The 22,375-nt window shown below is 39.6% G+C and carries 14 protein-coding genes; 9 read left to right on the top strand and 5 right to left on the bottom strand.

The features are described 5' to 3' along the window. Positions 1-170: 170 nt before the first annotated feature. The 5 genes from FDK13_RS25005 to FDK13_RS24985 form a co-directional block, all read right to left on the bottom strand. Complete coding sequence (locus tag FDK13_RS25005; protein ID WP_137342752.1) at positions 171-1,256, bottom strand: hypothetical protein; 1,086 nt, start codon at positions 1,254-1,256, stop codon at positions 171-173. Positions 1,257-1,397: 141 nt separating this feature from the next. Further along, entirely contained in the window at positions 1,398-1,919 is a 522-nt protein-coding gene (locus FDK13_RS25000; protein ID WP_137342751.1) for a hypothetical protein, read from the bottom strand. A 395-nt stretch (positions 1,920-2,314) separates the two neighbouring features. Next, on the bottom strand, positions 2,315-2,734 hold the full coding sequence (locus FDK13_RS24995) for a globin domain-containing protein (RefSeq protein ID WP_137342750.1): 420 nt from the start codon (positions 2,732-2,734) through the stop codon (positions 2,315-2,317). Between the two features lie 41 nt (positions 2,735-2,775). After that, complete coding sequence (locus tag FDK13_RS24990; protein WP_137342749.1) at positions 2,776-3,195, bottom strand: globin domain-containing protein; 420 nt, start codon at positions 3,193-3,195, stop codon at positions 2,776-2,778. A gap of 371 nt (positions 3,196-3,566) precedes the next feature. Beyond that, entirely contained in the window at positions 3,567-5,342 is a 1,776-nt protein-coding gene (locus FDK13_RS24985) for a tetratricopeptide repeat protein (protein WP_137342748.1), read from the bottom strand. A 199-nt stretch (positions 5,343-5,541) separates the two neighbouring features. On the opposite strand from FDK13_RS24985, the gene FDK13_RS24980 reads away from it, so the two are divergent. The 9 genes from FDK13_RS24980 to FDK13_RS24940 all read left to right on the top strand — a co-directional run bounded on the left by FDK13_RS24980 (position 5,542) and on the right by FDK13_RS24940 (position 22,365). Beyond that, entirely contained in the window at positions 5,542-6,180 is a 639-nt protein-coding gene (locus FDK13_RS24980; RefSeq protein WP_137342747.1) for a TetR/AcrR family transcriptional regulator, read from the top strand. Between the two features lie 234 nt (positions 6,181-6,414). Beyond that, positions 6,415-7,779: a TolC family protein gene (locus tag FDK13_RS24975; RefSeq protein WP_137342746.1), complete on the top strand. Its 1,365-nt coding sequence runs from the start codon at positions 6,415-6,417 to the stop codon at positions 7,777-7,779. Between the two features lie 8 nt (positions 7,780-7,787). Continuing rightward, positions 7,788-8,831 carry an efflux RND transporter periplasmic adaptor subunit gene (locus FDK13_RS24970; protein WP_137342745.1) on the top strand — a complete coding sequence of 348 codons (1,044 nt, stop codon included), beginning with the start codon at positions 7,788-7,790 and terminating at the stop codon, positions 8,829-8,831. A gap of 18 nt (positions 8,832-8,849) precedes the next feature. After that, entirely contained in the window at positions 8,850-11,939 is a 3,090-nt protein-coding gene (locus tag FDK13_RS24965) for an efflux RND transporter permease subunit (RefSeq protein ID WP_137342744.1), read from the top strand. 664 nt (positions 11,940-12,603) lie between these two features. Continuing rightward, the gene (locus FDK13_RS24960; protein ID WP_137342743.1) at positions 12,604-13,671 is read left to right on the top strand and encodes a sterol desaturase family protein; all 1,068 of its coding nucleotides are present in this window, start codon (positions 12,604-12,606) and stop codon (positions 13,669-13,671) included. Between the two features lie 105 nt (positions 13,672-13,776). Beyond that, positions 13,777-15,420, top strand: coding sequence for an arylsulfatase (locus FDK13_RS24955; protein ID WP_220417420.1), 1,644 nt, complete (start codon positions 13,777-13,779; stop codon positions 15,418-15,420). 611 nt (positions 15,421-16,031) lie between these two features. Continuing rightward, the gene (locus FDK13_RS24950; protein WP_137342742.1) at positions 16,032-19,091 is read left to right on the top strand and encodes a SusC/RagA family TonB-linked outer membrane protein; all 3,060 of its coding nucleotides are present in this window, start codon (positions 16,032-16,034) and stop codon (positions 19,089-19,091) included. A 25-nt stretch (positions 19,092-19,116) separates the two neighbouring features. Continuing rightward, positions 19,117-20,682, top strand: coding sequence for a RagB/SusD family nutrient uptake outer membrane protein (locus FDK13_RS24945; protein WP_137342741.1), 1,566 nt, complete (start codon positions 19,117-19,119; stop codon positions 20,680-20,682). A gap of 108 nt (positions 20,683-20,790) precedes the next feature. After that, positions 20,791-22,365 (top strand): arylsulfatase, encoded by a 1,575-nt coding sequence (locus tag FDK13_RS24940; RefSeq protein WP_229216205.1) that lies wholly within the window; start codon positions 20,791-20,793, stop codon positions 22,363-22,365. Positions 22,366-22,375 lie beyond the last annotated feature (10 nt).

The raw sequence follows: 22,375 nt of genomic DNA, 5'->3' as shown, positions 1-22,375 counted from the left end.
AAATTTGCGAATTCTCGATCTGACACAGGATAAGATCCATAGAATAATTACAAAAATCAATATGAAGAAAACTCCTTCTTCGCGGTCAATACGTAGTAATGAATCGTGCATAATTTCTTCTGTTTAAATTATTTTGAAAATCAATTTAAATGAGAATAGAATTTGGAAATTCAGTCAACTTCGAACTTCCCAAAATCATTTTGAAACCGGCCTTTTCTCAGTTCATGATCAAATTTCTCTCCTATTTCCTTCAACAGTTCTTTGTTTTCAGATTCGAGTGAGAGCGTTTGATTGGCTGAGTTGAAATAAAGTCCAAGTCTGCTCTTATTAATGGTCAGATAATTAATCGTCTGTGGACTTTGTTCCCTGGTTTCTATTTCAACAGGCGGATATTTTAATTTGACAAAATCGACTAAAGATTTTACGATATCTTTCCTGACAGGAACGAGTTGATAGTTTTGAATAATATTATCTGGCGGATAAATCGTCCATCGACCAATCCAATACGGCGATAGTTCCAACCAACGTTTTTGTAAAATCTCACTTCCATTAGCGTTGGTTATCCAATGAAAGTAAGTATTAACCCATTCGGAAGAAGCATCCCAAATGGTGGAAAAACGCGTTTCGGTCCTATCAAACGGAACGGCATATGCTTTGTTTTTCACGAAATCTATGGTTATTAAAGCGTATTGCGATAAATGGCTCACAGGATTTCTGCGTGTACCAATGAGCACAAGCTGTGATTTGTCGGGCGACATTGCCACCGCCCGTGAATCGAATGGATTATAATCATCAAGCTGTGTTACCAGTTCTGATGAATTGACATCTGTCTGATAGGATTTCAAAGTCTGAATATCCAGCACAACCTTGGTATTGATAAACAAAAATTGTCCGCCGGATAGATATCCTGGAGTGTTTGAAGCATCTGCATTATAAATTTCCCGCTGTTTTCCCGGCTGTCCGTTTTCGCTGTCCAGCCACTGGATCTTGCCAAAATTATTATCCTGCTCGTTTACCGGCACTATTTTCGATTTACCGTTTTCTTCTGTAATCAGATACATGCTTTGTGATCCTGCCAGAATTGTTGTCTTAGGCGCATCTTTCAAAAACCAGGCTTGCCAAAAATAGCTGCTGCCTTTATCGCCATTAATTGATACGGGTTTTCCATTATTTCTTATGCTGAAATAAGAAGAAGCTATTTTACCACCGGGACTTCCTCCGTTTGTGAACCATGCCCATGATAAACTTTCTTCCACCAGACAATTAATTTCAAAATTTCCCGAGGTAGTTACGAACTTTTGCTTTTCCTTCACCGGTTTTGCAGCCCAGCAGGCTATTCAATGCAGTTAATACAGACATGAGTATTAAAAGTTTAATCGAAAGTAATTTTTGGGTTTTCATGCGATTAAGAATTCCTGATTCAATTCTATGACTTTCACTTCTGAATTAGAACCGAAGTATATCTCATCACGGTGATGGAAAAGCAGCGCCCAATTCAGGCTTTGGTCCATTACAGTCAAATCACCGCAAGTACAATTGTGGAAATGATCAAAATATTTTATCAGCAGCTTCCATGGGACTATCATCGCCTCGGTTGGCTGCCACGACAGGAAAACCGGTTTTTCAAAAGGAATGCCACGCTGGAAAAGCCATAATTTTATTTCTGTTTCCCTTCCTTCCGAAATCTTTGCCTTTTCGATTGTTGTGAAGAAGTTTTTTCTAAATGGCGCATTACCATGCAGATCGGATTCAAGTGTGTAATTCCATAAAAAATGAGAACCTTTTTTACCCAGTGGTTTTAATTGTTTAAAGTGAAAATCAGGTAATTTTTCGTAGTTATCATTTGTAAAGCGGTGTTTCAACCGGAACTGGTTCATCGGAATAACGTCTTCTGTGATGTTGTTAAAGTCGATAGTCATTTTTAACGTTGCTTTTGCAGTCCGTCAGTTTTGGTTTTAAACTGACTCTGGGTTTAGAATAATTAAATAATTTGATCTCGGAATTGGTTATGCAGGAAAAAGTAACATGCAACCGTCATCCGGAATTGATGATATTTTTCATAGACTTTTTAAATGAATTTTTCATAACTAATAGTTGTCTTTTGAGTGAAATTGTTTTGCATTTTATTCATTATAGTTTGTGTTGTAGTAACACTGCAAACGTAGGCCGGAAATCAGCCGGTAACAATTTTTGACAGTATACAAAAGGTTGATTCGACAGAAAATGAGGTGTACAAAAGGTATACAAGACGGATTTTTTTATCAAAAAGTGCTTTTATTTACTTTAAACACGTTTTTTCTAAATTTTTTTGCACTCATTTCAGCTGTTCTTCATTAGAAACCCGGATCATTTCTGTTGCCCAGATATTATATAATTCTGCCCATGACTGTTTGGTTTCATCGTTCCATAACACACCGGAACTAATCGCCATCGTCTGAATCAAGGCATCCCCGACGGTTTTGTAATGTTCAGGTTTTGCTCCGTAATGTGCATGTCGGCGTGCCAGTGCATCAATTTCGGATCTTATTTCAGACATGTTTTGCAAATGCGTGACCATGAAAGTAATCATGTCCGTCAGCTTTACCATTTGCTGCTCCATATCGGATTTAAACATGTGTTTCAGGCAGGGAGCCATTTCAAAAAGCTTGTCGTAAAACACATGTCCGGGATTTTCCGGTTGCGACAAAACATAACTCCATGAAGTTTTGATAATGAGGATATTACGGTCAGTCATAGTCAAATGGATTAAGTAAATAACAGCTGGTTAAATTGAAATTATACATTATAAACTTCCGAAGTGGACTGGATCATGGCTCCTGAAAGGATCGTGTAAACTTCCAGCCACGCAGCCTTTATTTCTTCGTTCCAGTGCTTTTCTAACTTATATTCAAGCATTTGTATCAGTGCCTGGCCAACAATCTGATAGTGATCCGGACTTACTCCATACTTTGTATGGCGTTGAGCCAGACCTTCAATCTGAGGCATAATTTGATCTAAAACATTTAATTTGGAAATCACATAAGACAACATCATTACCAGTTTTTTAGACTGTTCTTCTGTGTTGGTCTTGAACATTGGTTTTAAGCTTGGATCGAGTTGGAATAATACCTGATAAAAGTATTCACCCGCGTTTTCAGTATTGTTAATGATGTGAAACCAGGAATTTTTGATGATAAGGATTTTTGAATCAGTCATATTGAATTTTGTTATGATAAAAGATTTTTAGTTTGTTGAAAAGAAAAACGCTTGGCACTAAACGCTGATAAGTAAAAGTAAGAACCGTTATGTCCCTAATTGAAATAATGCATAAGCACCTGGTTGATGAAAATTGATAATAATAGGAAAGGATAAGTTTTCATGGCTAATTTAAATTGGTAGAATTATGCTATCTGACAGAGCATTGCCGTAAGACGACACAAACATAGGGCGGGAGAGACCTCGCTTCCTATTTTAGAAGGTATACAAGAGGTGGACAGGAGAAAATGTAGGGTATACAAAAAGTAAACATCCTTTCTCCATTAAGAAAAAAGGATGTTTCTATTCAATTTGAGTGTTTTTTGGCAATTTTAAACCGTCATGAGATAATCCGTAAGATTGCTTTCTTCGGGCAAATTTAGTTTTTTACGGAGACGGTGACGGGCGGTTTTTACGCTATCCGGTGAAATATTTAAAAGCGTAGCAGCTTCTTTAAGGTTGAGGTTTAAACGGATCAGCGCGCATAGGCGAAGTTCGCCGCCACTCAATTCCGGTTTTTCTTTTTTTAGTTTGGAAAAGAAATCTTTATGGACACCTTCAAAGTACATTTTAAATTCATCCCAGTCCCGGTCAAGGTTGAAGCTGTAATCGATCAGATTAATTAATCTGCTGAATAGCGGCGTGTTTTCATCTCTTTGACCCGTTTTGAGCGCCAGCGAAACCGTTTGCCTGATCTCTTCCAGGATACTGTTTTTTTGAATCAGGTTGAGCGTGTGTGTTGTTAAAGCCTTATTTCGGAATTCCAGTTCAGCCCTTAATTGTTGTTCTTTTTCAAGACTATTATGTATTTCAGTTTCCGCCAATGCCTGTTGAATGGCATTTAATTCCCGGTTTTTGCGAACTTTTAGTCTTTGGCGATTGAAGGCAAGTCCAAGTACTAAAAGGCCGGCCAGAAGTCCGAGGGCAATCGTGTTTCGTGTTGCATACCCCAGATCTTTCTCTTTCTGGATCAATTTTATTTCACTTAATTTTTTCTCGCTTTCATAATGAAGCCTAAGATTTGTCATCTTGCTCGCATTTTCTGCATTGAATATTGAATCCTTTAATGTTGTGGAAAGTTTCTGGAAATGATAAGCATTTGGGAAATCATTTACCTGGCCATAAACCGTAGCCAAACCCTCATACGCTTGCTGCAAAGCCGGTCTTACACCCGTTGCCAGAGCCAATTCTTTCGCTTTCTGATAACTGGATATGGCTTTTGAACTTTGATTTATTTTAGTATTGACATTTCCCAAGCCGTTATAAGAGGTAACCATGAGCCGTTTGCTTTGAAATTTTTCGTTGATTGCCAACGCTTTTTCATAGTGTGAAAGTGCTTCGGCATATTGCTGTTTCTGGAAATAAATTTCTCCCAGGTTGTTATGACAAATAATCTGTCCATTGCTATCCTGAAAACCTTCAAATAATTTCAATGCCTTTTCTGCGCTTATGATCGCTTCCCCGAATTTCTTTTGTTTGGTATAAATCGAACCTATATTAATGTAGGTTCCTGCGATCGACTTTTTATCATCAAGTTTAAGCCAGATCGTCTGGGCCTGTTTATAGGATATTAATGCTTCCTCGAAATTTTTCTGGTTTTTATAAACATTCCCTATACTGTTCAAAGTAGAAGCAATTTTGCTTTGGTCACCTAATTCCTGGAAAATTGTAGATGCCTGAAGATAATTATCCAGTGCCTGACTGTAATTTCCCTGCTCACCATAGACAATTCCCATATTACAAATGGCACGGGCGATTCCGTTTTTGTCCTTAATATTTTCAAAAATCTGTTTGCTTTTAGAATAATTTGCAAGCGCTGTTACATAATCGTTTTTCTGCCAATAGTACACCCCATAGACCTGATGGCTTCTGGCTTCTCCGCGAAAATATTTAAGCTGTTTCGACAGTTCCATAGCTTTCTGAGCATATTCCATGGTTTTTTCAGGATTGGAAGACCATAAATCCGTGGCCAGGTCTACCAGAATACCAACTTTGTTGGTATCATCTTTCGATTTCTGAAGTAAGTTTTGAAGACTATCTGCCTTTTGAGACTGGGCATAAAGCTGAGCGTTAAGTACAAGAAATAACAGACAAAAACTAAGTTTCATGATTGTAGTTGTATCGATTGTTTATGAGGCAATCAAATGTAAATGAAATTCATAGCTTAATACCGACCGTTAAATTAATAGGGCTACCATTATTATTAATTTTTAGATTTTTTTTGAATCGTACCAGGACAAAGGTTTGGAGTAATCAGGTAGATTTTGATTTATTAACAGTGTTAAGTATATTTGCGAAAAAATAACTATGGCGATATCAGATAGGAAACTGCGGGAAAAAGAAGATTTGAAAAAGAGAATTCTCGAAGCGGCAAAGGTTCTTTTTCTGGAAAAAGGCTTTGAAGCAACTTCCATGAGGAATATTGCCGAAAGGGTGGAATTTAGTCCAACGACGTTGTATTTGTATTACAAAGACAAAAATGATATCGTTTATGCCTTGCATCAGGAAGGTTTCAAACTGCTTGCGCAACAGTTCCGAATCATATCAAATGTTGAACATCCCTACGAACGTCTGAAAACGATGGGGCGAATTTATCTTCAATTTGCAGAAGAAAATCCTGATTTCTACGAGTTGATGTTCGTCCGCCAGGGGCCAATTCTTCATGTGCAAAAACACAATAGAGATGACTGGGAAGAAGGTTCGCGAACTTATAATGTTCTTTATGAAACTGTGATAGAATGTCAAAATGAAGGTTATTTCAAAGATTTATTGCCACATAATGTTTCTTTGATCGTTTGGTCAACTTTGCACGGAATGTGTACTTTACATATGCATATGCGGTTGGATTGTGTAAAATTTGAAGATGACTACGAAGTTGATCCGGAGAAATCAAGACCGGAATATATTTATGAAACCTTTATGGCATTTCTGGAAAGGCTAAAATAAATTTTGGAAAAATAACACTGTAAATAAAATATTTACTGTACATTTGTTGAGTGGATAAATACTTGCTATTTATCTCTTTTTTGAATCAAATATTAACACTGTAAATAAAATTATTATTAGTTATTGATAATTATTTTATTTTTGAAGAGAACAAATGTGCGCATCCGTTTTGTATGAATTTTTATAATTTTTTTCTCGGAACTTAACACTGTACTTAAAATAATCTATATTTATATGATAACCAATCTTCAAAATTCATGGAGGTTTTTCCTGATTATTCTGCTTATTACTGGGTTGCCCAGGCCTTCCAAGGCTCAGGAAACTGTGCTGCAATCTTATATCAAACAAGGTTTGGAAAATAATCAGGGACTGAAACAACAGAAGTTCCTGTTGCAGAAGAGTATGTTTGCTTTGAAAGAGGCTAAAACATTTTTCCTTCCGGAAGTTAATTTTAGTGGTAACTATCTGGATTCCAGAGGTGGACGTAAGATCAACCTTCCTATTGGTGATTTATTGAATCCGGTTTATAATTCTCTAAACCAGCTAACAAATTCTTCGGCCTTTCCGGAAGTCAAAAACATCAGCCAAACTTTTAATCCAAATAATTATTACGACGCAAAATTCAGAACTTCCATTCCGATTTTTGATGCTGAAATAATTTATAACAGTCGGATCAGGAAGGAAGAAATCAATTATCAGCAAGCTGAGATTGACGTATACAAGCGGGAGTTGGTCAAAGATATTCAGTTAGGATACTATGCTTATCTTCAAACACTGGAATCGATCCGAATTCTGGAAAATGCAACAATTCTTGCACAGGAAAACCTTCGCTATAATCAGACGCTGGTAAAAAATGACAAAGCGATTAGAACTGCGGTAAGTCGGGCAGAGAATGAGTTGATTGGTTTGAAGGCAAAGTTAGAAGATGCCAAATATCAATCGGTTAATGCGGCTGCTTATTTTAATTTTTTACTGAATTTACCATTTAATACTAAAATAGAAGCGCCTCAAAATCAACAAATTATTACCGACACAGATGTGTCGGTATCAGGCCGGAGGGAAGAGTTGACCAAGCTGGCTACGTTACAGGATATCAATTCGCTTTCGTTGCAACTCGCCAAATCGGCACGGCTTCCAAAGCTTTCCACATTCATGGATTTGGGTTCGCAGGGTGATTTTTTAAAATTCAATAATACAACCCGTTATTATCTTTTTGGAGTGACTTTGACCTGGCAGGTATTTGCAGCTAACCGGACTTTCTACAAAGCGCAACAGGCTGAATTCCAGATCAAGTCTACCGTTGAACAAATAAATCAGGTTGAGCAGCAACTTCAATTGCAGGCAGAAACGGCAATGAATAAACTTAGTTCTGCCAGGCAAATTTACGAAGCCTCCAAAAGTCAGACTGTCTTATCCGAACAATATTATCAGGATCAACGGAAGTTATATCGTGAAGGGCAACTTTTATACCTGGAATTGCTTGACGCGCAAAACAGGCTGATCAGTGATCAGTTGCAGCAAAGTATTTCTTATTTGAACGTGCAAACCCGCGCTGTTGAACTGGAACGGGCCAAAGCAAGCTATCCACTTTCTAACTAAAAATTAACATGAAAACGATATTTAAAATAAATCCGGTCATTTTATTATTTGCTGCGGCACTTTTGGTGACCGCTTGTAAAGAGAAGACAAAAACAGAGAAAACGGACAGTACAATTCCCGTTAAAATTATAAATTCGGCTTCTTTGAATCAGGTTCAGGCAGTCGAAACTTCCGGACTATTATCTTCTGAAAACGAGGCAAGACTGTCTTTTAAAGTGGGAGGGATTATCAGGCAAATTCTTGTAAAAGAAGGAGATCATGTACGCAAAGGTCAGTTGTTGGCGACTTTAAATACCACGGAGATTTCAGCACAGATGAGCCTTGCAGAAGAGAATTACCTGAAAGCAAAGCGGGACGCTCAACGTACCCAAAATTTGTATCGGGACAGTGTCAATACCAAAGAGCAACTTCAAAACAGTCAGACAAACCTGGCTATAACTGAAAAGCAAATGGAAATTTCCCGCTTCAATCTTTCACATGCAAGTATAGTGGCACCGGCGGATGGTGTTGTTATTAAAAAACTGGTCAATGCTGGTGAACAAATCGAAGGCGGCGCTCCTGTTTTATTTATCAGCGGCGTCCATAACGATGATTGGATAATAAAATGCGGGTTAACCGACAAAGACTGGACGCGATTAAAAGGCAATGAAAAAGCCGAAATATCCTTCGATGCATTCTCCCAAACGTTTACCGGAAGTGTGAAAACACTAGCTCAGGGAAGTGATGTAGCTTCTGGTTTGTTCCAGGCTGAAATCCGGGTTGACAAGCAAAATGTAAAATTGGTAAACGGACTTTTTGCAAAGGTTAGTATTTATCCAAAAGAAAAAACTGACATGATTTCTATCCCGTTTGATGCTTTGATCGAAGGCGAAAATGACAGTGCTTTTGTCTTCGTGGCGAATGGAAATGTGGCAACAAAAAAGGCAGTTAAAGTAGCTTATCTGGAAGGCAGCAAGGCATTTATTTTATCAGGAATAGGTGCCGGTGAAAAGATTATCAGAGAGGGATCGGCTTATCTGGCAAATGGTTCGGTAATTAAAATAGTTCAATAATCTTTTAAACAGGAAATTATGAAATTACCAGAATTTGCCGTTAAAAATTACCAGTTTACGCTGGTGGTTTTCATCGCAGTTTTAGCGTTGGGTGTATATTCGCTTTTTACGATGCCGCGCAGTGAAGACCCGGACACACATTCTCCGCAGTTTACGGTTGTAGTTATCTACCCTGGCACAAGTCCAAAGGATATGGAACAGCTGGTGGTGGATCCGATGGAAAAGAAAATCAATGAAATGGATGACATCAAACATGTCATCACTGATATCAGGGACGGGCTTGCCGTAATGCAGGTTATCTACAAATATAGTACAGATCCTGATACGAAATATCAGGAACTGGTAAGGGAAGTCAATAGTTTGAAAAGCTCGCTTCCGGCTGATATAAACGAAATCCGGATCAATAAAATGGAGCCGTCGGATGTCAGCATTTATCAGTTTGCTTTAATTAGCGAAAATGCTTCTTACGCGCAGCTGAAAGCGTCTTCAAAAGCTTTTAAAGAGCGAATGGAGAAAATCAAAACATTGAAAAAGGTAGAATTTTCGGGAGTGCCGGAGCGTCAGGTTAAAGTGAGTTTGAATCTTCAAAAAATTGCCAGACAAAATCTGACGCAAAACCAGGTTATTGCTGCTTTACAAAGTGAAAATATAAATATTCCGGGTGGAAGCATAACCATGGCTTCTAAAAAACTCAATATAAAAACAAGCGGCAATTACCGAACACTGGACGAAGTGAGCAACACGGTTGTTTCTTCCATCGGCGGGAAAATTGTATATCTCAAAGATGTGGCCGATATCAAAATGGGCTACGAAGACGAAACGCATATAACCCGTTTGAACGGTTTCAGGTGCAGTTTTTTAAGTTTTAGCCAAAAAGAAGGTGAAAATATCATTGCCGTTAAAGATCAGGTAGAACCTGCGATTGCGCAGTTCAAAAAGGAATTGCCATCCAATATTGATCTGATCAAGGTTTTTGATCAGGCCAATAGTGTTGATATCCGCTTGTCTCATTTTGCCAGAGATTTCGGTATTGCCATTCTTTTGGTATTGCTGACATTGCTGCCTTTGGGAACCCGTGCGTCCCTGGTTGTTATGATTTCGATCCCGCTTTCTTTGTCTATCGGGTTGACGATCATGAACTTACTTGGTTATAATATTAACCAGTTGAGTATTGTCGGAATGATCGTAGCACTTGGAATTCTGGTGGATGACAGCATTGTAGTTGTTGAAAATATTGAACGTTATTTACGGATGGGTTATAGCCGGATTGACGCGTCTATCAAAGCTTCGACACAAATCAGTATGGCCGTGGTGGGCTGTACGATTCTTCTGATCTTTGCTTTTTTACCACTGACATTTCTTCCAGAAGGTGCCGGCGATTTTATCCGGAGTCTGCCTTTGTCGGTAATCACAACAGTTTTCGCGTCCATGCTGGTTTCGCTTACCATCGTTCCGTTTTTGTCAAGTATCATTTTGAAACCTCACGCCAGTGCAGATGGTAATTTTCTGTTGAGAGCGATGAAAAAAGGTATTCACAAAACGTATGGAAGTTTACTGGATCGCGCTTTGAAAATGCCACTTCTTACCTTGATTTTGGCAGCTTTGCTCTTCGCCGGTTCCATTGCGTTGGTGCCTTTAATAGGAAACAGTTTATTTCCAAAGTCTGAAAAACCGATGTTTTTGGTTGATATTGAGACGCCTCAGGGTACCAATTTGAAAAAGACAAATCAGGTGACCCGTTACGTTGAATCGATTTTGAAACAGGAACCATTGATTACTTCTTTTGCTACCAATGTTGGAAAAGGAAATCCACGCATCTATTATAATGTAATTCCCCGCAATGAAAGTGAAAACTTTGCCGAAATTTTTGTTCAGGTGGAAGGACTGGAAACATCTGAAAAAGTGGAAGTGATTGAGAGACTGAGGAAAAAGCTGGAACGTTATCCCGGAGCCGAAATCAAAGTAAAAGATTTTGAACAGGGCCCGCCTTTGGAAGCACCGCTTGCTTACCGGATTTATGGTGACAATCTTGATGATCTCCGCAAAACAGCTTTCAATGTTGCCGCATTATTAGCGAAAGTAGATGGTACTATTTACGTAAATAATCCGTTGTTGGTTCAGCCAACGGATTTGAAGGTGAGTGTAAATAAGGAAAAAGCGGGAACGCTTGGCGTGTTGTCATCTGATATTGACCGCACCGTGAGATTAGGCGCAGCTGGATTAAATGTGGCGACGTATCGGGAAGATGTAGGAAAAGCGGACAATTATAATGTCAATGTTTCAATCGCCAGAAATGGTGCGATCCAGGATTACAGTATGTTTGACAAATTGTATGTTACTTCGGCAACAGGAGCTAATATTCCGCTTAAAAATGTAGCAACGATTGGATTGGAAAGTTCGCCAAATCAAATTCGGCATTATGACAAAGACAGATATGTAACTGTTTCGTCTTTTGTAAAACCGGGTTATAATGTGCAGCAGCTGAATGAAAACATAACTTCCCAGCTGAATAAATTCAAGTTTGAAAAGGGGCAGACTTTCACCGTTTCAGGAGAAAAGGAAAGTCAGGATGAAAGTTTTGGAGGTCTGGGAATGATTATCATTATTACAATTTTCGGATTTTTAGGCGTCCTTATTTTGGAATTTAAAACCTTCAAAAGTATACTGATCGTATTGTCTGTAATTCCGCTTGGTATCATGGGAGGTTTGGTCATGCTTTTCCTGACGGGCGAGACATTGTCCTTTACTGCCACAATCGGATTTATTGCTCTGGTGGGGATTGAAGTGAAAAACTCTTTGCTGGTCGTGGATTTTACCAATCAGTTGAGAGCGCAGGGAAAAGGAATTCAGGAAGCTATCATTGAAGCGGGGGAGGTACGTTTTGTCCCCATTTTGCTAACTTCGTTGACGGCAATCGGTGGATTACTCCCGCTTGTTATTGAATATAGCGCTTTGTATTCGCCTCTTGCACTGGTACTTATAGGTGGTCTGATAAGCTCGACTTTGCTTTCCCGTTTGGTTACGCCGGTGATGTACAAACTTTTGCCACCGACCGTCGTTTTGGAAAAAGAAGAAGAAATGATGCAGCCAGAACTGGTAATGCATTAAGGAAACCGATTATCTTAATTTTAAAATTGAGATATGTCCCATGTCTGCAAATTATATTGCAGGTATGGGACATTTGCTTAACCGGCTTTCAAAAATTTTAAGTAAGAAATGCCCTTGAAAATTTTATCTGATTTTTTTTTCAAAAAGATTCTCCAAACACTTGCAATTTCGGAATCATTAAATTTACTTTGTCTATATATTTTGTAGACTTATGGCTGGAACCACCCTGTGCCCTAAGTAAAAACCAGAAATTATTCGTTTATGAAAGCGATTATTTTGCAAGAAACAGATTTGTCTTCCACGACAAACAGGGTGGTGTATCATCGGCCGTTCCTCCCGGAACCATGTTGTTGTAGCTGATCCGTTTGTTCCCACATTTATATTAAACGTCCAGAAATATCCCAGTCAGTAATGCTGTAAAGGAGTAAATTTTCGGTGGTTGTCAATTTTCAAATTTATAGCATACTGTCCGGGGGTATTTTTGGAATTCATCATAATCAGGTATGCTCATGACTACTGCTGACGTTGTACTTCTAATTAAAAAGATCATGATTGGGATTTTTCTTACCGTTGTTCCATTTGCGCTTATTGCCGGGGGAATCTGGTTTGCGTATAGCCTTATTAGGTAGTTTTTTTACTGTTCACTAAAATATTTTTTAACCATATGAAACTCGCAAAAGAGGATGCGCAAAAACTGACGCGGGACGGTCTGATCAGTGTGGGCTTATATCTTGCCCCAATCGTATTAATGTTTGGTGCGTTTTACTTTACCAATTACAAGCCTTGGCTGGGTAGCAGCGAGTTGCCTTTTAAAGTGCCTCATTTAGTAGAGGGAGTTTTTAAAAATCTTAGCTCATGGGGTTTATCGTTCATCGTACTGCTTATTGGAGTGGTTGAACTTGTTGCAGGACTTTATGAAAATAAATGGACTAAAAACGAACGTATTCTGGACATTGTCTGCTATGTCTTACCAAAAATTATAATCGCTCCGGTTGTAGCCTATTACAGTCTTCAACTTTTACCAAGAATTTTGCCTGACGCCAAGGGAAGTTTTTCCTGGGTTCCATTCTGGTGGGCGTTTGCTATAATCGCCGTTGCTGACGATTTGACACAGTATTGGTATCACCGTTTGCATCACCAACTTCCGTGGTTATGGCGCTTTCACCGTACACACCACAGTGCTCCGTACATGGGCATGGCTATGGCGGGCAGACAAAACATTATATACACGATTTTCTTTTCGCAAACATATCTTACCGTAGCGCTTACTTATGTCGGTCTGGGTTATGCAGCTTTGTTTGTAAAAGTGATTAAGTCGCTGATTACCACTGGCGCTCATTCAAGTATTCCTTGGGACAAGCCTTTTTATACGATCAAATGGCTTCAACCTGTTGGCTGGGTTTTGGAAAGATTTATTTCAACGCCGGCTACACATCAGGCGCATCATGCAGATACAATGGATGATGGAGTAGGGTATTACAAAGGTAATTTTGGTAATATGTTTTTCCTTTGGGATATCATTTTCGGAACCGGAATTATTACCAGAAAATATCCGACTTCCTTTGGGATCAAACATTATAAAGAAGAAGAATGGTACGCGCAGCTTATCTGGCCAATCTTGAAATCTAAAAAAGAAGGCAGTGAACTATCTGCCAATGGACCGATGGTTGGAGACGAAGTACATGAAACGATCGGTGAGCCGCTTACACTGGAAACCAGAGTAGCCGGCTGATTTTCAATAAATTAATATATCTGAGTTCGCCTAGGTTTAGATCGGGGCGAACTCAGTTTTTTCAGTAAAAACCAATTAAAAGTAAATTTCTATATTAATTATTTCATGATGACCACCCGATTGATCAAGATTTTAATTCTTGTTTTTGTAATGACATCACCCGCTTTTTCACAAAAGAAAAAGCCAAAAGTACAAGCTGCCGCTGCAAAACCCAACATCGTGCTGATCATGGCAGACGATCTTGGGTTTTCTGATATTGGAAGCTATGGGTCTGAGATCCAGACACCTAATCTGGATAAACTCGCAGCCGAAGGAATTCGGTTCCGGCAATTTTATAATAACGCCATTTGTGCCCCTACGAGAGCTTCCTTGCTCAGCGGACAATATCAGCATACGGCCGGTATGGGTTATTTCAATATCAACTTGGGTACACCGGCTTACCAGGGATTTTTGAGCAAACAAACCGTTTCTTTGGCGGAGGTGTTGAAAGATGCGGGTTACAGTACTTTATTGTCAGGCAAATGGCATGTGGGCGATGATAGTACCAGTCAGTGGCCAAGAAAACGCGGTTTTGATCATTTTTACGGAAATATTGGCGGGGCAAGCGATTATTATGTGATCAAAAATCTTCCAAAAAAACAACGCAGCTTTTTCGTAAAAGATGATAAAGTCGTTGATCCCGAGGATGAAGACAACTTTTATTATACCGATGAAATAGCCAAAAATGCAATTGGATTTTTGACAGATCAGCGTCGGGAACAAAAACCTTTCTTCTTATACCTTGCTTTTACCTCGCCGCATTGGCCTTTACAAGCCTTGCCGAAGGATATTAAAAAGTATGAAGGCAAGTATGATATTGGTTGGGATTCGCTCAGAATTCTTCGTTTCAAGCGTCAGCAGGAATTAAATATTTTGGGTAAAGGGCAGAAGATCAGTGTGAAGAACAGCGATCTTCCAGCCTGGAACAGTCTTACTTATGATGAACAAAAGTTGTGGGCAAAGAAAATGGAAGTTTATGCGGCTCAGGTAGATAACCTCGATCAGAATATTGGAAAAGTGATTGAGCATTTAAAAGAATCCGGTCAGCTGGATAATACCATTATATTTTTCATTTCTGATAATGGTGCTGCTGGTGAAGATGTAGGCCATGGATTTAGCGGAAGAACAGTGAGAAACTGGGGGCCTGTCGGTACAGCTGGTTCGTATGATTCTTACACAAGAACCTGGGCCTATGCGTCAAATACGCCGCTAAAATCTTTCAAAGGTTTCCAATATGAAGGTGGAATAAGTAGTCCTTTTATTGCGCGTTTTCCTTCAAAAATTCCTGCGGGAGGTTTAATCGACGGGACAGCCCATTTGATCGATATCGCTCCAACGTTGTACGAAATTGCAGGTGCAAAATACCCGCAGACTTATAAGGGAAACACAATCCATCCTTTGGCGGGCGAGAGTATTTTGCCTGCTATTTATGGCAAAGAATGGAGCCGTTCCAAACCTATTTTCTGGGAAAGAGCCGGTAACAAAGCAGTCAGAAAGGGAAAATGGAAACTTGTTTCTGTACGAAGCGACCAATGGGAATTGTATGATATAGAAACAGATAGGGGAGAAACCAGCAACGTGATCAAGGATCATTCCGATATAGTTGCTGAGCTTAAAGGACTATATGAAACCTGGGCCAAAAGCGTGAAGGTAGAAGATTGGAATATCATTGGCAAAGGAAAAGGATTTGAGCCAAGTTTTAATCCCTGATTTTGGTGAAATGGAAAAAGAGATCAGTCAATTTCAAAAGCAATATCCTAATGTTGACTGATTTCTCTTCTAAAAGCTACTTCTTTATTACAAACTTCATTATTAATGTAATATTTCCGGGTAAAGTAAAAATATTGTCAAACTTCTAAAGAATATTAAACCATTCATTTGGTAAAGCCAAAAATATAAATTTACTTTGTCTATATAATTACTAGACTTATAGTTTTACTTTGATTACCACCAGTCAAATTAGGACAAAACAATTGTTTACTTATGAAAACATATTCTTTACTACGTCCGCAGTACGAGACTGCACCCCGGGTGGTTTCAACCATTTCCCAGTCCCCTATGCATTGTTGTGGTCAGCCAGGCTGTTGACAACTGATTCATTTTTGAAATAAACATTTTATTGCGTTCCAAATTTAGGATAGTATATAAAATTACAGCTTTCAGAAATCCCCTAACGATTCAAAAACCAGATCAAATTTCCTAATAAGAAATTGTACATGCGTATATACCTGTAAGTCAGTTGTTGATTCAGCTGTTTCTTTCAGGACTATACATATGTCAGTCAGTCTCTACATGTTATTTTACTATTATTTACCACAGCAATGATTAAGAAAAACTTTTACCTGATTTGGTTATTAGGTGCTTTAATTTTCAGCACAACTGCGTTAAAAGCGCAGGATGTGATAACAGGGGTCGTGAAAGACGACACTGGACAAGGCCTTCCCGGCGCAACAATTGTCGAAAAAGGGACATCAAAAAATGCAATTTCAGATATTGATGGAAAATTCAGTATTCCCGCTGCAAAACAATTTCCATTTACCTTACAGATAAGCGTTACAGGCTTTCAAACACAAGAAATCGAACTATACGAACTTACCACAGAACCCGTGGAAGTGATTTTGAAAACTGCCAATTTATTAAATGAAGTGGTGGTAATCGGATACGGTGAGCAGAAAAGAAAAGATATCACCGGTTCAATTTCTTCGGTTCCTCAGGAAATCAAATCTCAGCCCGTGGTTTCGGTTGAGAGGCTTTTACAAGGGTCGATCGCGGGGGCAACGGTAACGCAAACTTCCGGTCAGCCGGGTGGTGGTGTGAGTGTACAGATACGCGGTAGCAATTCCATCACGGCGGGTAGCGATCCGTTATATGTAATTGACGGTTTCCCGATCAACAATGACTATGGTTTAAATGATGCCGGTGTAACGGTGGGGTCAAAAATCAACCCGCTTTCGTCTTTAAATACGGCTGATATTGAATCAATTGACGTGTTAAAAGATGCTTCGGCCACCGCGATTTACGGTTCAAGAGGTGCCAATGGTGTTTTTATCATCACAACAAAAGGTGGCTCTAAAAAGAAATCTTCAATTACCTACGAATCCTATTTTGGAAAACAAGAGGTAATCAGGACTTTACCGCTTCTTAATGCAGGTGAATGGTGGCAACTTCGAAAAGATGCGGCAATTAACTCAGGAAAAACACCCACTTTACCAAGTGTAACGGGTTATAAACTGGACACTGTCGGTGCGGGTACAGACTGGCAGAAAGCCGCTTTCAGAAAAGCCACGCAGCAAAGTCATAGCATTTCGATTTTGTCGGGCGGAGATAAAACCAGACTTGGAATATCTGCCAATTATCTGAAACAGGATGGTGTTTTGAGAAACACAGATTTCGAAAGAATGTCGGCAAGGTTCAACATTGACCACGATTACAGCTCAAAATTAAGGATTACTTCCAGCATCACAGGAAGTCATACCAAAGCCAACGTAGCTCCGGGCGGTGTAGTTTCTGCCCTTGTATTAACTCCTTCGGCTTTGCCAATTTATCAGGACAACGGAACCTTCGTTAAGTTTAGTCCTTTTGAAACGGTTTATGCCAACCCGATCAATTCGCTTTACAATCAGCTAAATCAAACGATCACGAACCGTTTTCTGGGAAATCTTTCGGCAGAATACACCATCATTGAAGGTTTGAAAGCGAAAGTTTTATTTGGTGCTGATGTCGTTGACAACAAACAAAACCGATATTTGCCAATTTCGACTTATGAAGGAACAGCATTAAACGGTGATGCTTTGGTTGGTTCAATTTTTACGACCAACTGGCTGAATGAAAATACGTTAAGTTATGATAAAGAACTTAATGATAAAAACAGAATTAACGCGGTTGTTGGTTTCACGGCGCAGCAATCCCAATCAAAAGGTGCGATAGCAGAAGCAGCCGGTTTTTCTTCGGATGCATTTTCATACAACAATTTAGGAACGGGTATCACCAACCGTACGCCTGCTTCATCGTCATCAGAATTCTCACTTGCTTCTTATTTAGGTCGTATCAATTACGTTTTTGACGATCGTTACCTGGTTACTTTCACGGTTCGCGCGGATGGTTCATCAAAATTTGGAGCAGGTAACAAATGGGGTTATTTCCCGTCAGCAGCTTTGGGTTGGAATATTGCCAATGAAAAATTCTTCAAAAATGTAAGAAACGTAAGTTTGCTTAAATTGAGATTGAGCGCAGGTTCAACGGGTAACCAGAGTATTCCTCCTTATCAATCACTTGCACAGCTGACTTATTATCCATACAATTTTTCAGGAACTACCGTTTCTGGTTATGCACCAAGCTCAGTAGCAAACAAAAATCTTGGATGGGAAAAAACTTTCCAGGTGGATGCAGGTTTGGATATTGGTTTGTTAAAAGACCGTATCAATATCACAGCTGATTATTATTACAAAAAAACAACGGATCTTTTGTTGACAAGAACAGTGCCTGGAAGCTCCGGACTATCTGATTTCTATGGCAACCAGGGATCAACCACCTACCAAAATGTTGGTGCCGTTTCAAATCAGGGTATTGAACTTGCCGTTAATTCTCAAAACCTGACTGGTGCTTTTAAGTGGAATACGTTGTTTATTTTTGCAAGAAATACGAATAAGATTCTTGATCTTGGAGACGGTGTTACGCAATACATCCCATCAAGTTCAGCACCTTCTATCGCAAAAGTGGGCCATCCGCTGGGATCGTTCATCGTTTATAAAACGGATGGTGTAATCAAGGAAGGACAAACGCCATTGACACCACAAGCAAATAAAGGCGCAGGTGGACAACAATACAAAGATCTGGATGGCGACGGACTGATCACACAGGCTGGCGACAGAGCTGTGATCGATAACCAGATCAAGTTCACGGCTGGATTGACCAACACTTTCAGCTACAAAGGATTCGATTTAGCAGTTTTCTTCCAAACTTCTGTGGGTGGTAAATTGTATAATGTAAACCGCGCGAACCTGGAATTGGGAACTGGTTATACCAATGCATCACGTGTTCTTCTGAACCGTTACACGCCTACAAATACCAATACAGATGTGAAAGAAGCATATCAGGATCCTGCGATCTATATTTCGGACCGCTTCATTGAGGATGCAACTTATTACCGCTTGAAAAATATTTCTTTCGGTTACTCTATTCCAAAAGTTTTTCTTTCCAAAATCAAAATTCAGTCGCTGAGAGTTTATGTATCTGCTCAAAACGCCATTACCTGGACCAAATACACAGGTTTCGATCCTGAGGTAAGTTCTAATGGTCAAAGCCTGATCAACAAAGGTGTGGACGACAGTGTGTATCCGAATAATAAATCTTACCAGGTTGGTTTGTCTCTGACATTCTGATTTTAAATTATAACTGAGCATTACAATGAAAAAGTATCAATATATTTTACTGGCAGTGAGCTCTTTGTTTATTGCTTCCTGCAACGATTTTCTTACCGAGAAACCTGAATCGATCATTTCGGAAGAGCAGTATTACAAAACTGAAACAGACGCTATTACTGCGATCAATGCTGTTTACTTTTTTCTGAATTCGGGTAAAATCCAGACGCCGTATAATACGCTTTTCAACACTGGAATGAATATGGCCAGCGATGATGAAGATCCGGGACCGGGAGCAACAAATCCTGATGTTCGCTCGCTGGCAGTGCAATCACATTCTTCAAGTAATCTTAGGGTTTATGAACTATGGCAGCAGCATTATGCCGCAATACGAAAAGCTAATGTGGTTCTGAATAAAATCCCTGGCATCACTTTTTCAATTCCTGCCAACAAAGACAGAATTTTGGCAGAAGCTAAGTTTTTAAGAGCCTTGTTCTATTTCAACCTGGTTCGCCTGTATGGTGATGTGCCGTTGATTACTGAATATCAGAATTTCGTTTCCGCCGCCGATTATGCGATTGCTAAAAGTCCTTCGGCAGATGTTTATGCACAAATTGAAAAAGATCTTACAGAAGCCGCAGCGGTTTTGCCGGTTTCTTATAGTTCACCGGATGTAGGAAGAGCTACGGCAGGTGCGGCAAAATCTCTGTTGGCGAAAGTGTACCTGATCAAAGCTTCACTTCCATTGAAATTGACCGAAAATTATCAGAAAGCAATTTCCAAAGCCGAGGAAGCACTTTCAGCGGCTGATGGCGGAACAGGAACTTATGGTTATGACTTGATTACTGATTATTCCCGTGTCTTTTTGCCAGCCTACAAAAACGGTGTGGAGCATATTTTCTCCGCTCAAATGAAAGGGAATTCGTATAGCCAGGGAAATAATGAAAATCCAAGGGCAATTTACTCAGCGATACCAGGTCTTACAGGAAACTACGCTCATATAGTGCGTTTTTATACCGAAGGAAACGACAAATCTTTTAGCATCTACAAACTTTTCAAGGCAACGGACAAGAGGAGAAATGTCACATTCGTAAGAAGTTTCACCAGTCCGGCCAACGGCAGAAAATATGCTTTGCCAATCGTAAACACAGCAGTTCCAAATGATTCAACACCTTTTTGGAATAAATGGTGGGATCCAAATAACCAGGCAGTTACGTCAAATTCAGAAGCCAACGTGCCTATTATTCGTTATGCTGAATTGCTGTTGATTCATGCCGAAGCGGAAAACGAAGTGAACGGTCCCACAACAAAAGCATATAAATCGATCAATCGGGTCAGAACAAGAGCGGGTCTGGCTGCCCTTACACAGGGCTTAACAAAGGATCAATTCCGTGATTCTGTATATTTTGAACGTCGGCTTGAACTTACATATGAGTATCAAAGATGGTTTGATTTGATTCGTGAAAAAGATGCCGGCGGAAATGGAATTCTAATTAAGAGTTTGCAAAAAGTCGGGAAAAATAATGCGGCTCTGAAACATTATCTATACCCTATCCCGCAAACGGAACTTGACAATAATCCGCTGTTGAAGCAAAATACGCTTTGGCAGTAAAAAATTGATAACAAATTTAAAATGCCCTTTTCCTTTACCGGATCTGGGCATTTGTTTGCTTAAAATAATTATAATCAGATGTTACAACCACCCATCAGATTTACATTCGTGAGAAGAATTTTTCAATACAGTTTTTTCGTGCTGGCTGTCACAACAAATCTAAATGCACAGCAAAAAAATGAAAAGCCGAACATTATCGTCATTCTGGCTGACGATCTGGGCTTTTCTGATCTGGGCAGTTTTGGTTCGGAAATTAATACACCTAATCTGGATAAGCTGGCAAATGAAGGCTTAAAATTTACTCAATTTTATAATAGCGGAAGGTGTTGCCCGTCCCGCGCTGCATTGCTTACAGGACTTTATCCGCACCAGGCTGGCGTTGGTGATATGGTTCAGGATAAGGGATCGCCGGCTTATCAGGGATTTTTAAGCGAACATAGCGTCACCATCGCCCAACTGTTGAAAACGGCTGGTTACAATACGATTGTTTCCGGGAAATGGCACGTTGGCCTGGTTCCGTCCGCTTTGGCGCACAATCGTGGCTTTGACAAATCATTTACAATGCAGAATAACGGTAGCAGTTATTTCAATTCAGAGCCGATTTACAACGATGGAAGAAAAGTAACTTTTCTTTTGAATGGAAAACCGGTTGTAAGGCAGGATACTTCAAAATACCTGACCCAGGCGATTACCGATTTTGCTATAAAATCTTTGGACGAAATTAAATCTGAGCCAAATCCTTTTTTTCTGTATCTGACCTATAACGCGCCGCACTGGCCTATTCAGGCATTACCCGAAGACATAACAAAATATAAAGGAAAATATCTCAAAGGCTGGGAAAAGCTAAGAGCCGAACGTTTTCTAAAACAGAAGCAACTTGGCATCATTAAAAAGGAATGGCAGCTTTCAGAAAAGTATGACCAGGTTCCGGATTGGGACAAACTTACGTCGTCGGAAAAAGATTTCTGGGACATGCGCATGGCAATTTATGCTGCCATGATTGACCGGATGGACCATGAGATCGGTAATATTCTTACAAAACTGAAAGAGCTTAAAAAGGATAAAAACACAATCATTCTTTTCGTTTCCGACAATGGCGGAAGTGGTGATACGGTTAAAGACTGGGATTATGTCACGCAGAAAAACGGACCGCAGGGTACAGTTAATTCTATCGATAGCTACTACCCGCCCTGGGGAAATGTTAGTAATACTCCCTTAAAATTATTCAAAAAAAATACACACGAAGGCGGAATCGCAACGCCGTTCATCGCATGGTACCCGAAGATGATCAAAGCCGGAACGGTGAGTGATCATATCGGCCACGTCATTGACATTATGCCGACTTGTCTGGATATCGCCGGTGTTGAATATCCCAAAGATTTCAGCTCAAAAAACCTGATGCCTCTGGAAGGCAATAGTCTTTTGAAGATTTTTAAAAATCAATCTGCGCCTGAACACCAGGCACTTTTCTGGGAACACGAAGGAAGCCGCGCTATACGAAAAGGGGACTGGAAACTGGTTGCCGAAATAAATCAGCCCTGGGAACTTTACAATTTAAAATCGGACCGTTCCGAGACAAAAAATATTGCATCTCAACAACCCGAAAAGGTGAAAGAATTGGAAAAGGAATTTCTTCAATGGGCTAATAAAGTCGGTGTTGTGGATTGGAATACGATTAAATAATTTTTTTGAA

The sequence above is a fragment of the Dyadobacter frigoris genome, from assembly GCF_005280585.1.
Classification (GTDB): domain Bacteria; phylum Bacteroidota; class Bacteroidia; order Cytophagales; family Spirosomataceae; genus Dyadobacter; species Dyadobacter frigoris.
This window is presented reverse-complemented; position numbering and strand designations above follow the sequence as displayed.

What these genes read in the sequence shown, in the direction of transcription:
- FDK13_RS25000 (WP_137342751.1), bottom strand. Translation starts at nt 1,919, where the DNA reads ATGACTATCGACTTTAACAACATCACAGAAGACGTTATTCCGATGAAC.
- FDK13_RS24995 (WP_137342750.1), bottom strand. Translation starts at nt 2,734, where the DNA reads ATGACTGACCGTAATATCCTCATTATCAAAACTTCATGGAGTTATGTT.
- FDK13_RS24990 (WP_137342749.1), bottom strand. Translation starts at nt 3,195, where the DNA reads ATGACTGATTCAAAAATCCTTATCATCAAAAATTCCTGGTTTCACATC.
- FDK13_RS24985 (WP_137342748.1), bottom strand. Translation starts at nt 5,342, where the DNA reads ATGAAACTTAGTTTTTGTCTGTTATTTCTTGTACTTAACGCTCAGCTT.
- FDK13_RS24980 (WP_137342747.1), top strand. Translation starts at nt 5,542, where the DNA reads ATGGCGATATCAGATAGGAAACTGCGGGAAAAAGAAGATTTGAAAAAG.
- FDK13_RS24975 (WP_137342746.1), top strand. Translation starts at nt 6,415, where the DNA reads ATGATAACCAATCTTCAAAATTCATGGAGGTTTTTCCTGATTATTCTG.
- FDK13_RS24970 (WP_137342745.1), top strand. Translation starts at nt 7,788, where the DNA reads ATGAAAACGATATTTAAAATAAATCCGGTCATTTTATTATTTGCTGCG.
- FDK13_RS24965 (WP_137342744.1), top strand. Translation starts at nt 8,850, where the DNA reads ATGAAATTACCAGAATTTGCCGTTAAAAATTACCAGTTTACGCTGGTG.
- FDK13_RS24960 (WP_137342743.1), top strand. Translation starts at nt 12,604, where the DNA reads ATGAAACTCGCAAAAGAGGATGCGCAAAAACTGACGCGGGACGGTCTG.
- FDK13_RS24955 (WP_220417420.1), top strand. Translation starts at nt 13,777, where the DNA reads ATGATGACCACCCGATTGATCAAGATTTTAATTCTTGTTTTTGTAATG.
- FDK13_RS24950 (WP_137342742.1), top strand. Translation starts at nt 16,032, where the DNA reads ATGATTAAGAAAAACTTTTACCTGATTTGGTTATTAGGTGCTTTAATT.
- FDK13_RS24945 (WP_137342741.1), top strand. Translation starts at nt 19,117, where the DNA reads ATGAAAAAGTATCAATATATTTTACTGGCAGTGAGCTCTTTGTTTATT.